The organism is Pseudomonas sp. GL-B-12 (assembly GCF_019955895.1).
GTDB lineage: Bacteria > Pseudomonadota > Gammaproteobacteria > Pseudomonadales > Pseudomonadaceae > Aquipseudomonas.
Genome location: NZ_JAHBCX010000014.1, coordinates 92112 through 105679, shown reverse-complemented (window position 1 = coordinate 105679; position 13568 = coordinate 92112). Strand labels below are relative to the sequence as shown.

Genomic DNA, 13568 nt, shown 5'->3' with positions numbered 1-13568 from the left:
CGCGAATGCGGTGTGTCATGCGATCTGGATGGCGACTGGCACACTGCATTCGCGAGCAAGCCCGCTCCCACAGTCGATTTGCACAGGCCTTAGCTGAACAACTCCGACGCCAAACTCGCCGCCGACAACTCCTCGGTGTACGCCAGCAACAACGGCGCCAGCTCATGCAGCCGCGCCCCCGGCATCCGCGCGCTCGGCCCGGCGATGCTGAGCACGCCGATCACCCGTCCATCGGCGGGATGGCGCACCACTGCCGCAATCGCCGAAGTGCCGATCGCCGAACTCTCCTCGACCCAGGCGTAGCCCTGTTCCCGCGCCAGACGCAGGCGTTCGAGCAATTCGATGTTCGAGCGCGGCGCGTTCGGCCCCACATGTTCCGGCACCTGCGCGCCCTGCCGTTCCACCAGCGACAAGGCTTCGGCATCGCTCATGCACGCCAGCCACGCATGCCCCGAGGCGGTGTAAAACAACGGCGCATCGCGGCCCATGTCCGGGTCGTAACGCAGGCCGGAGCGCGCGCCCTGGGACTTGGCGATCCAGGTCTGACGCTCGCCGTCGATCACGCCCAAGCGCACCAGCTCACCGGTTTCCTGAGCCAGGCGGTCAAGCACCGGCTGCACGATATCGGCACCGCTGCTCGAAAGGTAACGGAAGCCCATCGCCACCAGTTTGGTCGAGAGGTGATAACGCAAATTATCCGGATTCTGCCGCACATAACCGAGGCGGATCAGCTCGGCCAGCAGGCGATGAGTCGCACTCTTGGGGATGTCCAACTGCTCCGCCAGGGTCTGCATCGGCAGGCCACGGGGATCGCTGGTGAGGCTTTCGAGCACACTGAAAACACGTTCGATCTGACTGCCGGCCATGGTCGCTTCCACGCAAAATTTGCTCGATTCTAGAAGACAACCGCACGAATGCGAAATCTGGAACTGACCGTTCGATAACCGCCCGCTTTACGCCCTCCAGACTTGTTCCTCTTCACCTGATTCTTATATTTTCTGGAACAAGATTCCAAAACAATAAAACACCGGAGCTCAAACAATGCCTGCCGAAGCGCACTTTCTTCCCGACATCGACTGCGATGTGCTGATCGTTGGCTCCGGTGCGGCGGGACTGTCGGCGGCCGTGACCGCCGCGTGGCACGGGCTGAAAGTCATAGTGGTGGAAAAGGACCCGGTGTTCGGCGGTGCCACGGCCTGGTCCGGTGGCTGGGCCTGGGTGCCATGCAACCCGCTGGCCCGACGCGCGGGCATCGTCGAAGACGTTGACCTGCCGCGCACTTACCTGAAACACGAACTGGGCGAGCGCTTTGATCCGGCGATGATCGACGCTTTCCTGGAGGCCGGCCCGCGGATGGTGTCGTTCTTCGAACAGTTCACCTCGCTGCAATTCGCCGACGGCAACGCCATTGCCGACATTCATGGCGACACGCCCGGGGCAGGCACCGGTGGACGCTCGGTGATCGCCGCCCCTTACGACGCACGAAAAGTCGGCACTCTGCTCAAGCGTCTGCGCAAAACCATGTGGGAAACCTCGTTCATGGGCATGCCGATCATGGCGGGGGCGGACCTCACGGCATTCCTCAACCTGACCCGTTCGCTGTCGGCGGCCTGGCACGTTACGCGGCGTTTCAGCCGTCACCTGTTCGATCTCGTCGTACATGGCCGGGCGATGCAACTGGTCAACGGCGTGGCCTTGGTGGCACGCCTGGCGAAATCCGCCGATGACCTCGGCGTATTGCTCTGGGAATCAGCGCCCGTGAGCCGATTGCTGCGCGAGAATGATCAGGTACGAGGTGCAGTGGTCAGCACCGCCAAAGGCTCGGTGCGCGTCCATGCACGCAAGGCCGTGGTGCTCGCCGCGGGTGGTTTCGCCAATGACATTGAACGCCGCAAGGCACTGTTCCCCCGCACACCGACCGGGCATGAGCATCTGGCCTTGCCGCCCCTCGGCGTTTGCGGCGATGGCCTGCGCCTGGGCGAAAGTGTCGGTGCCCGGGTCAATAGCGACATGGCGTCCGCCGTCGCCTGGGCGCCGGTGTCGCAGGTGCCGCACAGCGACGGCAGCACGGGACACTTCCCGCACATCATCGAGCGGGGCAAACCAGGCATCATCGGTGTGCTGAGCAACGGCCAGCGCTTCGTCAATGAAGCCAACGGCTACTACGACTACGTCACGGCCATGGTCGCCGCCGCCCCGCCGGGTGAAGAAGTAGCGTCGTGGTTGATCTGCACCCATGGCTTTCAGCGCCGATATGGCCTGGGCATCTCTCGGCCATTTCCGGTGCCGCTGTCATCCTTCATCCGCAGCGGCTATCTGAAAACCGGCAACACCCTTGAGGAATTGGCTGCAGCCTGCGGCATCGACCCGATTAGCTTGCGCAGCACCGTGTCGGACTACAACCGCCACGCGCGCAACGGCGAGGACCCGCAGTTCGGTCGTGGTTCCACGCCCTACAACCGTAAGCAGGGTGACGCATTGCAACAACCCAACCCATGCGTCGCACCGATCGAGCAAGGCCCGTTCTATGCCGTGAAAGTCCAGCCGGGCTGCTTCGGCACCTTCGCCGGGCTCAAGGTCAACCAACATGCCCAGGTCCTGGATGGCGCGGCGCAACCCATCGCCGGCCTGTATGCGGCGGGCGGCGACATGGCCAGCATCATGGGCGGTCACTACCCCGCTGGCGGCATCAATCTTGGCCCAGCGCTGACCTTCGGCTACATCGCCGCGCGCCATATCGCAGGCGTCACTGCTTATGAAAAGGAGATCGACCATGCAGCACATCGTTAACGCACGGGGTTTGAACATGCCGAAACTCGGCCTCGGCACTTGGCCAATGCTCGGCGAGGAATGCACCCGTGCCGTGGAGCAGGCTCTGGCCCTGGGTTACCGACACATCGACACGGCAGCAGCCTACAACAACGAAGACGCTGTCGGCCAGGCGCTGGCGAACAGTCCGACACTCCGCGAGCAGATCCATGTCACGACCAAAGTCTGGTGGGACCAACTGCAACCCGACGCCATGCGCCACTCCATGGACCGCAGCCTCAAAGCCCTGCGCAGCGAATACGTCGACCTGTTCATGCTCCATTGGCCAACCACCGATTGGGATTTGCCGCGCACCATAGAAACCCTGGTGTCGTTCAGGGAGCAAGGCCTGGCGCGCAACATTGGCGTGGCGAATTTTCCACTGCCCTTGCTACGCAAAGTCGTCGAAGAACTGGGGGCGCCGCTGTCAGCGATCCAGGTTGAGTACCACGTGCTGCTCGGACAAAACGCCCTGCTCAACTACGCCCGTCAACAGGATCTTGCGCTGACAGCCTACACGCCACTGGCGCGCAACAAGGTATCCGACATTCCGGCCATCCAGCAGATCGCCGCGAAACACGGCGTACTGCCGACCCAGGTCGCGCTCAAATGGCTGCTCGACCAACCCAACGTGGCCGCGATCCCCAAGGCCAGCAGCGAGTCCAATCAACAGGCCAATCTTGCAGCGCTGGATGTGCAACTGGATGATGAAGACCGTGCCTTGATCGCCAGCCTGTCCAAACGCGAGCGTCAGGTCAGCCCTGACTTTGCCCCGGTGTGGGATGCATTCGACGAATAATCCGCAAGACCGGCGATCGCCCTCTCGATAAAAACCCATCGCAGGACGGAATTCGACGGGATATCCGTGTTCAATACAAACCTGAAATGTTCTCGGCAGCCTCTCGCGGGGTGCCGGGAATCAGCCTGTGCGCGAGAAAAAGACGGACGACCGGACTGGCGCCGCTCCCACTTGGCGGCAACACTCATCGCACGGAGCTTTACCCGGAACAGAAGAGGATTCCCACATGCTATGGAAAAAAGGCCGACGCAGCGACAACGTGGTCGACGCCCGTGGCGATGATGTTGGCGGCGGTGGCGGCGGCATGCGTTTTGGCGGTGGCAAAGGCCTGAGCCTGACGGCGATCCTGCTGATCGTCGGCATCGGCTGGATCACCGGCCAGGATCCGCTGCAAATCCTCGGACAACTGACCGGGCAAATGGACCAGCAATCGGCACCCGCCACCAACCAGAGTCGCCAGGCACCACCGGTCAATGATGAGAGCGCGGAATTCGTGCGCTCGATCCTCGGCGATACCGAGGACACCTGGGGCGCAATTTTCCAGCAGGCCGGCCGCCAATATAAGGACCCGACCCTGGTGCTGTTCAGCAATCGCGTGAATTCGGCCTGCGGTCTGGCCACCTCGGCGACCGGCCCCTTCTATTGCCCCACCGACCAGAAGGTCTACCTGGACATGGCGTTCTTCCAGGAGATGTCCCAACGTTTTTCCGCCGCGGGCGACTTCGCCCAGGCCTACGTGATCGCTCACGAAGTCGGACACCACGTGCAGACCCTGCTTGGGGTGTCCGCAAAAATTCAGGCAGCACGCCAACAAGGCCGGCAGATGGAAGGCGACGGCGGTTTGCTGGTTCGTCAGGAACTGCAAGCCGATTGCCTGGCCGGCGTCTGGGCCAACAATGCGCAGAAGCGCCTGAACTGGCTGGAACCGGGCGACATCGAAGAAGCACTGAACGCAGCGAACGCCATCGGCGACGATCGTTTGCAGCAACAGGGTCAGGGCCGCGTGGTCCCGGACTCGTTCACCCACGGTACGTCGGCGCAACGGGTGCGCTGGTTCAAAACCGGTTTCGCCCAAGGCCAGGTTGGCCAGTGCGATACCTTTGCGGCGAAAAATCTGTAAATGAAGAAGTGGTTGTTGGTTGTTCTGTTTACTTGCGCAACGTCCCAGGCCGCCGAGCATGGGGTCAAAGACCTCAGCTCAGGGCGCCTGTTGTTGAAATCAGGTGAAATCGCGGTGGGCATCAGCCCCGCCCCGGCAAAAATCGAACGGGTGCTGATCATCCTCCACGGTCGCTTGCGCAACGCGCAAACCTATCTGCAGAGCGGTGAGCACGCGGCCGAACTGGCCGGGCAAAGCGCTACGACCCTGGTGATCGCCCCGCAATTCCTCAATGAAACCGATGTTGCTGTCCATCCGGTGGCCGACTCCGTTTTGCGCTGGCAAGGCAATGAATGGATGGCCGGCGGCGAATCCACGGCACCGTTTCGGCTGAGTTCCTACGCGGCGCTCGACGAAATCATCGCCCGCCTGGGTGACCGCCAGCAGTTTCCGGATGTGAAGAAAATCGTCATCGCCGGGCACTCCGGCGGCGCGCAGGTGGTTCAGCGCTATGCGTTGCTCGGTCACGCGCAATCCGAGCTCGATGCGGCCGGCGTGCAGGTGCGCTACGTAATCGCCAATCCGTCCTCCTATGCTTATTTCGATGAGCGCCGGCCCGTGGCGTTCAGCCACGCCGGTTGCCCGCAATTCAATCGCTGGAAGTACGGGCTGGCGGATTTACCAGCCTACGCCGAAGGGCAAACCGCCGCGCAGTTGCAGGAAAGTTACCTCAAGCGTGAAGTCGTTTATCTGCTGGGGCAGCAGGACATCGACCCGAATCATCCGGCGCTGGACAAGAGCTGTGAGGCCAGGGCGCAAGGGCCGTATCGATTGGCCCGAGGGCGTTACTACTTCGATTATCTGAAGCGGCTGCAACCGCAAGGGTTGAATCAGCAACTGATTGAAGTACCCGGAGTCGGGCATGACGGGGACGGGATGTTTACCTCGCCGGAGGGGCAGAAGGCTTTGTTTGGGCAGTAGGATTTTCGAGGTTTGAACTGACGCCATCGCGAGCAGGCTCGCGATGGCGGTTGACCAAGCAACGAAGCACTCAAGCCAAAAGCATCTGCCGCAACTCAACACAATCCGCCGCATGCCAATCGGTCAATTCCGGCCATGGATTATCCGGCAGATTCACCAAAACAGTCCGCGCTCCCGCCGCTCGCCCGCAATCGAGATCGAAGCGGTAGTCGCCAACCATCACCATCTCGCTCGCCGGCACCTTCCACGCTTCAGCCAGTTTCAGCAACCCGCCCGGATGCGGTTTGGGCGGTGCATCATCACGGCCCAACACATCCTGCAGCGCAAAGCAGTCGGCCAGGCCAATGGCCTCCAGCGTGACATGTGCCAGCTCCCGGGCATTGCGCGTGAGAATGCCCAGGCGATAACCGCGCCCGGCCAGTTCACGCACCAACTCCACCGCACCCGGCGCCGGTTGCGAACCGAGGGCCAGGTCCCGCTCATGCTCCAGCAGCCACGCATGTTTGGCTGCGGCTTCATCGGCCGGCAGCGCGGCGAGGTGGGTCAGGATGTCGTGTTCGGCAGGAATCGCCAACGCCACGCGAATCGCCGCGAAGTCGTGCACGGCCACCGTCAGGGTGCCGTCCATGTCAAACACCCAGTGACGCACGTCGGCCAGGCTCATGCCCAATCCTTGCGGTGACGGATCAAGCCTTCCTGGGTGACCGAGGCCACCAGTTGCCCGGCGCGGTTGAACACGCTGCCACGGGAGAATCCACGGGAGTTGCCAGCCCACGGACTGTCCATCGCGTAGAGCAACCAGTCATCGGCACGCAGATCCTGGTGGAACCACAGCGCGTGATCGAGGCTGGCGACCTGCATGTCCTTGTGCCACACCGACTTGCCGTGGGGCTGCATCGAGGTGACCAGCAGACCGAAATCCGATGCATAGGCCAGCAGGTATTTATGCAGCGCCGGCGAATCGGCCAAGGCGCCGTCGGCGCGGAACCAGACGTACTTGACCGGATCGGAGGGCAGCGGGTTGTACGGGTCTTTCTCGGTCACCGGGCGAAATTCGATCGGCTTCGGGCACAGCAGTTTTTCGCGCATTTTCTCGGGGATCAGATGCGCGCGCTGCTGGGTGATTTCCAGTTCCGATGGCAGGTTTTCCGGCCCGACCACTTGCGGCATTTCGGTCTGGTGCTGGAAGCCTTCTTCGTCGTACTGGAACGACGCACTGCACGTGAAGATCGGGTGGCCCTTCTGGATCGCCGTCACCCGGCGCGTACTGAAACTACCACCGTCACGCACCCGGTCAACCTGATACACCACCGGCAACCCGGCATCGCCCGGACGCAGGAAATAGCCGTGCATCGAATGCACATGGCGCGCCTCTTCAACCGTCTGACTGGCCGCCGACAGCGACTGGCCGAGCACCTGACCACCGAACAGCTGACGAAAACCCAGGTCCTGGCTACGGCCACGGAACAGGTTTTCTTCGATCGGTTCCAGGGTCAGCAGGTCGACCAGATCATCCAACACTTGGCTCATTCAGATGCTCCTCACGCAAAACATTGCCGCGCAGCCTTGGCTGCAACGGTCGATTCAGTTTCTGGACAGGGCCCATGAGGGCCATTGTAAACGTCCGTGTCAGGTTATCCATGCAAGGTTTGCAGCCATTGCTCGCGGCTGATGCGATACAGCACATGCCGACGCAACGGATGATCGGCCTCGAGTCGCGGGTGATCGAAGTCATTTTCCGGATCATGGTGCATGCCGATGGCCTGCATGACTTTCTCTGACGGCAGATTGGTTTGCGTCGTGAAGGCCACGACCTCTTTCAGCGGCAAGCGGTCGAACCCGCAGCGCAGAGCGGTCCACGCCGCTTCACTGGCGTAACCGAGGCCCCAGTGCTCGCGGGCCAGGCGCCAGCCGATTTCCGTGGCCGGGGTGAAAGGCGCGTCGAATCCGACCACGTTGAGCCCGGTAAACCCGATGAACTGGCCAGAGTCCTTTCGCTGCAAGGCCCAGAGACCATAACCGTGCTCGGCGAAATGACCACGGATTCGCCCGATCAATGATGCGCTTTCCAGCCGGCTCAAGGTTGCCGGGAAATAGCGCATCACCTGCGGATCGGCACACATCGCCGCAAAATCCGCTAAATCTTCATCGCGCCACTGGCGCAACAGCAGCCGAGCGCTTTCAAGTTCCAGTATTGGCTCCATCGTGCCCCGCCCCTCCATTTCAATGTCGCAAGTCTACAACGCTGGTAGGATCCTTCTCTCATTCCTACATGAAATGACCATGCCACTGCCGCTGATTTATCACGAAGACTACAGTCCCGAGTTTCCGGCGGATCACCGCTTCCCCATGGACAAGTTCCGCCTGTTGCGCGATCACCTGGTGGACAGCGGCCTGACCTGCGACACCGACCTGCTGCGCCCGGATCTGTGTCCCGCAGAGATTCTCGCCCTCGCCCATGACCCTTCGTATATCGAACGCTACATGAGTGGCGAATTATCCCGCGAAGACCAGCGCCGCCTCGGCCTGCCCTGGACCGAAGCCCTGGCCCGGCGTACGGTGCGGGCGGTCGGTGGCTCGTTGCTGGCGGCCGAGCAGGCGCTGGAACATGGTCTGGCCTGCCACCTGGCGGGCGGCACCCACCATGCGCACTACGATTACCCGGCCGGCTTCTGCATCTTCAATGACCTGGCGGTGATCAGCCATTACCTGCTGGAAAGTGGTCGGGTGAATCGGGTGCTGATCTTCGATTGCGACGTGCATCAGGGCGACGGGACTGCACGAATACTGCACAACACTCCGGAAGCGGTAACCGTTTCCTTGCACTGCGAGAAGAACTTTCCCGCACGCAAGGCCGAAAGTGATTGGGACATTCCGCTGCCCAACGGCATGGGCGATGCCGACTACCTGAAGGTGGTGGACGATGCACTCAACTACCTGCTGCCGCTCTACCAACCAGACCTGGTACTGTATGACGCCGGGGTCGATGTGCATAAGGACGACGCCCTGGGTTATCTGAAGCTGACAGACGAAGGCGTCACCGCCCGCGATGAAAGCGTGATGCGCCATTGCCTGGGCCGCGACATTCCGCTGGTTGGGGTAATCGGCGGCGGCTACAGCAAGGACCGCCAGGCCCTGGCCCGCCGTCACGGCATCCTCCATCACAGCGCACAGCGCGTCTGGCAGTCATCAGGTTGTCATTGAGCTGTGGATGCTTTACCCACAATGCCTGTGGAACTGCCTGTGGATAACCTGAGTGAAAGGGCCTGCAGCCCATGCTGCGTATAGGCTACAGAACACTGGTTGTTTTTTAACCACCTATTGAAAACACCACAAATCAACTGTGTGCGAGCCTGCTCGCGAAGGCGATCTGTCCTTCAACATAGATGTCGACTGATACAACGCTTTCGCGAGCAGGCTCGCTCCCACAGGTATTCGGGCTGGTAGAATGCCCGGCTTATCCCGTCAGACCGCAGCGCATCCCATGACCCAATCCTCGTCAGCCCTTCCCACTCACGTCGCCATCATCGGCGGCGGCCCCGCCGGCCTCATGGCGGCAGAAGTGTTGAGCCAGGCCGGGATCAAGGTCGATCTGTACGACGGCATGCCCTCGGTCGGACGAAAATTCCTCCTGGCCGGCGTCGGCGGCATGAACATCACGCACTCTGAAGCCTACCCGGCGTTTCTCTCGCGCTACGCCGAACGCGCCCCGCAGATCGCCCCGCTGCTGCGCGGCTTCGGCGCCGAAGCGCTGTGCCAGTGGATTCATGAACTGGGCATCGACACCTTCGTCGGCAGCTCCGGCCGGGTATTCCCCTCCGACATGAAGGCCGCGCCGCTGCTGCGCGCCTGGCTCAAGCGCCTACGTGACAGCGGCGTAGTTATCCACACCCGCCACCGCTGGCTCGGCTGGGACGAGCGTGGCGGGTTGCGCATCGACAGCCCGGAAGGCGAAAAAACCGTGCAAGCCGATGCCACCCTGCTCGCCCTCGGCGGCGGCAGTTGGTCGCGCCTGGGTTCGGACGGCGCGTGGATGCTGGCACTGGAGCAACACGGCGTAGGACTGGCGCCGTTGCAACCCAGTAATTGCGGCTTCGAGGTGCAGGCCTGGAGCGGTTTGATGGTCAGCAAATTCGCCGGCGCGCCGCTGAAAAACATCGCCATCGGCCTTAACGATGACGTTCCACGACTCGGCGAATGCGTGATTACCGCCACCGGGATCGAGGGCAGTCTGATCTACGCCCTGTCGGCCCCCATCCGCGAGGCGATCAACCAGCACGGTTCGGCAACCATTCATCTGGACCTGTTGCCGGGCCGGCCTGTGGATAAAGTTATGGCGGCGTTGAGCAAACCCCGGGGATCGCGCTCCATGGCCAAGCACCTGCACAGTCAGTTGGGTATCGATGGGGTCAAAGCGGCGCTATTGCGTGAACTGACCAGCGCCGACTGCTTTGCCGACATGGCCTTGCTGGCCAACGCGATCAAGGCATTGCCACTGACGCTGGTGAAGACCCGCCCACTGGACGAGGCCATCAGCAGCGCTGGCGGTGTGTTGTTCGAGGCGATGGATGAGCGATTGATGCTCAAGCAACTGCCCGGCGTGTTCTGCGCCGGGGAAATGCTCGATTGGGAAGCGCCGACCGGCGGTTATCTGCTGACCGCGTGTTTCGCCAGTGGGCGAGCGGCAGGGTTGGGGATGGTGGAATGGCTTAGAGGCAGCGACAAGTTATAAGCTGCAAGCTGCAAGCTAACGGCTCTAACTTGCCGCTTGTAGCTTGTAGCTTGCCGCTTGCAGCTGCTTCTTTAAGGCTTGCGCTTGCGCGGCCCGGTATTGAACACCGGCACCTTGCGCACAGGCTTGATCGAAGGCTCCGCCGGCGCAACCTCACCGCTATCAACCCAGCGACCCAGATTGCGTTTACCACCGCCACCACCGGAAGCCTTGGGCTTCTTCGGTTTCTTCGGTTTCTTGACGACCTGACCGCTGGCATCGGTGTCCGGCACACGGTGCTCGGGTTCGAAGTCCGGCTCGTTCTGCCGCTTCAAGGTCTGGCGGGTCAGCATCTCGATGGCCGACAGCAAATTCACTTCATCAGCACACACCAGGGAAATCGCCTCGCCCGTCGCCCCCGCACGGCCGGTACGACCGATGCGGTGGATGTAGTCTTCAGCAACGATCGGCAAGTCGAAGTTGACCACCAACGGCAAGTCTTCGATATCCAGGCCACGGGCCGCCACGTCGGTGGCGACCAGAATCTGCACTTCGCTCGCCTTGAACCTGTCGAGTGCGCGCTGACGAGTCGCCTGGGGTTTGTCGCCGTGGATGCCGTCGGCATTGATGCCCAGGCCCTGGAGTTTATCCACCAGCGCATCCACGCCGTTGCGGGTCTTGGCGAACACCAGTACCTGCTTCCACTTGCCCTTGCGCATCAGGTGCACGAACAGCTCCGGCTTGCGCTTCTTGTCCACCGTCACGATCCATTGCTTGACCGTATTGGCCGCAACGTTGCGCGGGCTGACTTCAATGCTCAGCGGGTCGTTGAGCATCTGCCCGGCCAGCAGGCGGATGTCGTCGGAGAAGGTCGCGGAGAACAGCAACGTCTGACGTTTCTTCGGCAGCGCGCGGTAAATGTTCGCCAGCTCCTCGGAAAAGCCCAGGTCGAGCATGCGGTCGGCTTCGTCCAGCACCAGGGTTTGCAGCTGGTTGAACTTCAGCGCGTTCTGGCGGAACAGGTCGAGCAAACGGCCCGGGGTCGCCACCAACAGGTCGACACCGCTGCGCAGCTTCATCATCTGCGGGTTGATGCTGACGCCGCCGTATACCGCGTAGGTGCGCAGCGGCAGGTTTTCGGCGTACTGGCGCACGGCTTCGTGAACCTGCTCGGCCAGTTCGCGGGTCGGCACCAGGATCAGCGCGCGGACCGAGTTGGCGGTGACTTTCGGCCCTTCCATGGCCAGCAGTTGCAACAGCGGCAGGGCGAAACCGGCGGTCTTGCCGGTGCCGGTCTGGGCGGCGGCCATCAGGTCGCGACCGGCCAGCACCGCCGGAATGGCTTGCGCCTGAACCGGCGTCGGAGTCTGGTAGCCGAGCGTCTCGAGGGAGCGCAGCAAGGGTTCGATCAGGCCAAGGGTGGCGAAAGTCATGGGAGTACCGTAGGAAAATTCAGCGCGGTTGTGCAAAACGAGTGTGCAATGGCGCGCAGTTTACCCTAATTCACACGGGATTCTGCCGGTACTGCCGTCGTTACCACTGGCCGCTCTGGCGTGCGACGCCATTGTGGCAAGCCGATCAACACCACGGCGCTGATGATCACCGCCATCGCCAGGGCTTCTTCGATACCAATGGTTTCACCGACGAACACGATCCCCAGCAACACCGCCACCGCCGGGTTGACGTAGGCATAACTGGTGGCCGCGGCCGGACGCACGTGTTTCAACAGGTACATGTAGGCGTTGAAGGCGATGATCGAACCGAACACCGTCAGGTACGCCAACGCGGCCCAGCCTTCGATCGGCGGCACCTTTTCCAGGTGTTCACCGCTGACCGCACTGGCGATAAGCAACACGACGCCGCCCACCAGCATTTCCACGGCACTGGCCATTGCACCTTGAGGCAACGGCAAGTGTTTGCTCCACACCGAACCAAAGGCCCAGGTCGCCGCCGCGAATATCAGCAACGCCGCGCCCAACGGGCTCGATTGCAGGTTGGAGCCGAGGTTGAGCATGCCGATGCCGATCAGCCCGAGTACGATCCCGGCCCATTCCAGACGAGTATTGCGCGCGCCCCAGAAATACCCACAGAGCAAGGTAAACAGCGGCACCGTCGCCACTGCCAACGCCGCCACCCCGGAGGCCACGCCCGTGTGTTCGGCCACGCTCACCGCGCCGTTGCCGCACGCCAGCAGCAAAATCCCGATGATCCCGGCGGCTTTCCATTGCGCCCAGGTCGGCGCCGGCGCCCCGCGCCAGCGCAGGAAGGCATACATCAAGGTTCCGGCGATCACGAAGCGGATGCCCGCAAGCAGCAACGGCGGCCAGGACTCCACGCCGATGCGGATCACCAGGTAGGTCGAGCCCCAAATCACATACAAGGCGAAGAAGGCAGCGATCAAGGGTAAGGGAAAGCGACGAAGGCCGGACATGGGGGCAGCTCACAGGCAAGGACAAGTGAACGGCTATTCTAGAAAGGCCAGCGTCGAAAAATAAGTTACAAAACCTGTTTAAAGCGCCAGTACACTTTTCAAAACACGGAGTTCAGCGCTATAAACCGTGTTTTCGAAAGTCGGCCATTTTCAGGAGTCACCCCGATGGATAAGTACGACCGCATGCTGCTCAGCGCCCTGCTGGAAAACGGTCGCGCGTCCTACGCGGACCTGGCGCGCAAGGTCAACCTGTCCGCCCCTGCCGTGGCCGAGCGCGTGGCCAAGCTCGAAGCCAGCGGCGTGATCACCGGCTATCAGGCGAAAGTCGACATGGCCAAGCTCGGCCTGCCGATCCAGTGCGTGATCGAACTGCGCCTGAACCAGCACGGCAACCAGAAAGCCTACGACGACCTGATCAAAATCCCGCAATTGACTGAATGCCATCGGGTGACGGGCGACCCGTGCGTGATCATGCAAGCGGCGGTGGGCTCGATGCCGGAGCTGGAAGAACTGATCAACCGGATCGCCACGTTCGGGTTCAGCAAGACGTCGATTGTGTTGTCCAGCGCCATCGAGAAGCGGGTGCCGTTGGGGCATATCGAGGGGAATGGCAAATAAACCCAAGACCACAGCAGATCAAAATGTGGGAGCGGGCTTGCTCGCGAAAGCGGTGTGTCATTCAACAATGATGTTGACTGAACTGGCGCTTTCGCGAGCAAGCCCGCTCCCACAGAAGATT

At 61.9% G+C, this 13568-nt stretch carries 13 protein-coding genes; 7 read left to right on the top strand and 6 right to left on the bottom strand.

Features of this window, described 5'->3' with window-relative positions; all coding sequences use genetic code 11:
* Positions 1-89: 89 nt before the first annotated feature.
* On the bottom strand, positions 90-866 hold the full coding sequence (locus KGA85_RS09675; protein ID WP_223453516.1) for an IclR family transcriptional regulator: 777 nt from the start codon (positions 864-866) through the stop codon (positions 90-92).
* A 175-nt stretch (positions 867-1041) separates the two neighbouring features.
* Between KGA85_RS09675 and KGA85_RS09670 the strand changes: the two genes are divergently transcribed.
* The 4 genes from KGA85_RS09670 to KGA85_RS09655 all read left to right on the top strand — a co-directional run bounded on the left by KGA85_RS09670 (position 1042) and on the right by KGA85_RS09655 (position 5687).
* On the top strand, positions 1042-2790 hold the full coding sequence (locus KGA85_RS09670; RefSeq protein ID WP_223534502.1) for an FAD-dependent oxidoreductase: 1749 nt from the start codon (positions 1042-1044) through the stop codon (positions 2788-2790).
* Entirely contained in the window at positions 2774-3607 is an 834-nt protein-coding gene (locus KGA85_RS09665; RefSeq protein ID WP_223453520.1) for an aldo/keto reductase, read from the top strand. The genes KGA85_RS09670 and KGA85_RS09665 overlap by 17 nt, the downstream gene beginning before the upstream one ends.
* A 226-nt stretch (positions 3608-3833) precedes the next feature.
* Positions 3834-4727: a neutral zinc metallopeptidase gene (locus tag KGA85_RS09660; protein WP_223453522.1), complete on the top strand. Its 894-nt coding sequence runs from the start codon at positions 3834-3836 to the stop codon at positions 4725-4727.
* Positions 4728-5687 carry an alpha/beta hydrolase gene (locus KGA85_RS09655; protein WP_223534504.1) on the top strand — a complete coding sequence of 320 codons (960 nt, stop codon included), beginning with the start codon at positions 4728-4730 and terminating at the stop codon, positions 5685-5687.
* A 70-nt stretch (positions 5688-5757) separates the two neighbouring features.
* Here KGA85_RS09655 and KGA85_RS09650 read toward each other — a convergent pair whose 3' ends face one another.
* From KGA85_RS09650 to KGA85_RS09640, 3 genes are all read right to left on the bottom strand, one after another.
* Positions 5758-6351: an HAD family hydrolase gene (locus tag KGA85_RS09650; protein WP_223453526.1), complete on the bottom strand. Its 594-nt coding sequence runs from the start codon at positions 6349-6351 to the stop codon at positions 5758-5760.
* A complete protein-coding gene (gene tesB, locus KGA85_RS09645) occupies positions 6348-7217 on the bottom strand; it encodes an acyl-CoA thioesterase II (RefSeq protein ID WP_046041726.1) in 870 nt (289 codons plus the stop codon). Before tesB ends, KGA85_RS09650 begins: the two co-directional genes overlap by 4 nt.
* A gap of 104 nt (positions 7218-7321) precedes the next feature.
* The gene (locus tag KGA85_RS09640) at positions 7322-7891 is read right to left on the bottom strand and encodes a GNAT family N-acetyltransferase (protein ID WP_046041725.1); all 570 of its coding nucleotides are present in this window, start codon (positions 7889-7891) and stop codon (positions 7322-7324) included.
* A gap of 79 nt (positions 7892-7970) precedes the next feature.
* Here KGA85_RS09640 and KGA85_RS09635 point away from each other — a divergent pair, with 79 nt between their 5' ends.
* Entirely contained in the window at positions 7971-8891 is a 921-nt protein-coding gene (locus KGA85_RS09635; RefSeq protein WP_223453528.1) for a histone deacetylase, read from the top strand.
* A gap of 280 nt (positions 8892-9171) precedes the next feature.
* On the top strand, positions 9172-10419 hold the full coding sequence (locus KGA85_RS09630; protein WP_223453530.1) for a TIGR03862 family flavoprotein: 1248 nt from the start codon (positions 9172-9174) through the stop codon (positions 10417-10419).
* Positions 10420-10490: 71 nt separating this feature from the next.
* Here KGA85_RS09630 and KGA85_RS09625 read toward each other — a convergent pair whose 3' ends face one another.
* Together KGA85_RS09625 and yedA are read right to left on the bottom strand one after the other, a co-directional pair.
* Positions 10491-11831: a DEAD/DEAH box helicase gene (locus KGA85_RS09625; RefSeq protein ID WP_223533933.1), complete on the bottom strand. Its 1341-nt coding sequence runs from the start codon at positions 11829-11831 to the stop codon at positions 10491-10493.
* A gap of 65 nt (positions 11832-11896) precedes the next feature.
* Positions 11897-12829 carry a drug/metabolite exporter YedA gene (gene yedA / locus KGA85_RS09620; protein ID WP_223453534.1) on the bottom strand — a complete coding sequence of 311 codons (933 nt, stop codon included), beginning with the start codon at positions 12827-12829 and terminating at the stop codon, positions 11897-11899.
* A 165-nt stretch (positions 12830-12994) separates the two neighbouring features.
* Between yedA and KGA85_RS09615 the strand changes: the two genes are divergently transcribed.
* On the top strand, positions 12995-13447 hold the full coding sequence (locus tag KGA85_RS09615) for an Lrp/AsnC family transcriptional regulator (protein ID WP_007990688.1): 453 nt from the start codon (positions 12995-12997) through the stop codon (positions 13445-13447).
* Positions 13448-13568 lie beyond the last annotated feature (121 nt).

What these genes read in the sequence shown, in the direction of transcription:
- KGA85_RS09625 (WP_223533933.1), bottom strand. Translation starts at nt 11,831, where the DNA reads ATGACTTTCGCCACCCTTGGCCTGATCGAACCCTTGCTGCGCTCCCTC.
- KGA85_RS09665 (WP_223453520.1), top strand. Translation starts at nt 2,774, where the DNA reads ATGCAGCACATCGTTAACGCACGGGGTTTGAACATGCCGAAACTCGGC.
- KGA85_RS09650 (WP_223453526.1), bottom strand. Translation starts at nt 6,351, where the DNA reads ATGAGCCTGGCCGACGTGCGTCACTGGGTGTTTGACATGGACGGCACC.
- KGA85_RS09655 (WP_223534504.1), top strand. Translation starts at nt 4,728, where the DNA reads ATGAAGAAGTGGTTGTTGGTTGTTCTGTTTACTTGCGCAACGTCCCAG.
- KGA85_RS09675 (WP_223453516.1), bottom strand. Translation starts at nt 866, where the DNA reads ATGGCCGGCAGTCAGATCGAACGTGTTTTCAGTGTGCTCGAAAGCCTC.
- tesB (WP_046041726.1), bottom strand. Translation starts at nt 7,217, where the DNA reads ATGAGCCAAGTGTTGGATGATCTGGTCGACCTGCTGACCCTGGAACCG.
- yedA (WP_223453534.1), bottom strand. Translation starts at nt 12,829, where the DNA reads ATGTCCGGCCTTCGTCGCTTTCCCTTACCCTTGATCGCTGCCTTCTTC.
- KGA85_RS09640 (WP_046041725.1), bottom strand. Translation starts at nt 7,891, where the DNA reads ATGGAGCCAATACTGGAACTTGAAAGCGCTCGGCTGCTGTTGCGCCAG.
- KGA85_RS09660 (WP_223453522.1), top strand. Translation starts at nt 3,834, where the DNA reads ATGCTATGGAAAAAAGGCCGACGCAGCGACAACGTGGTCGACGCCCGT.
- KGA85_RS09630 (WP_223453530.1), top strand. Translation starts at nt 9,172, where the DNA reads ATGACCCAATCCTCGTCAGCCCTTCCCACTCACGTCGCCATCATCGGC.
- KGA85_RS09635 (WP_223453528.1), top strand. Translation starts at nt 7,971, where the DNA reads ATGCCACTGCCGCTGATTTATCACGAAGACTACAGTCCCGAGTTTCCG.
- KGA85_RS09670 (WP_223534502.1), top strand. Translation starts at nt 1,042, where the DNA reads ATGCCTGCCGAAGCGCACTTTCTTCCCGACATCGACTGCGATGTGCTG.
- KGA85_RS09615 (WP_007990688.1), top strand. Translation starts at nt 12,995, where the DNA reads ATGGATAAGTACGACCGCATGCTGCTCAGCGCCCTGCTGGAAAACGGT.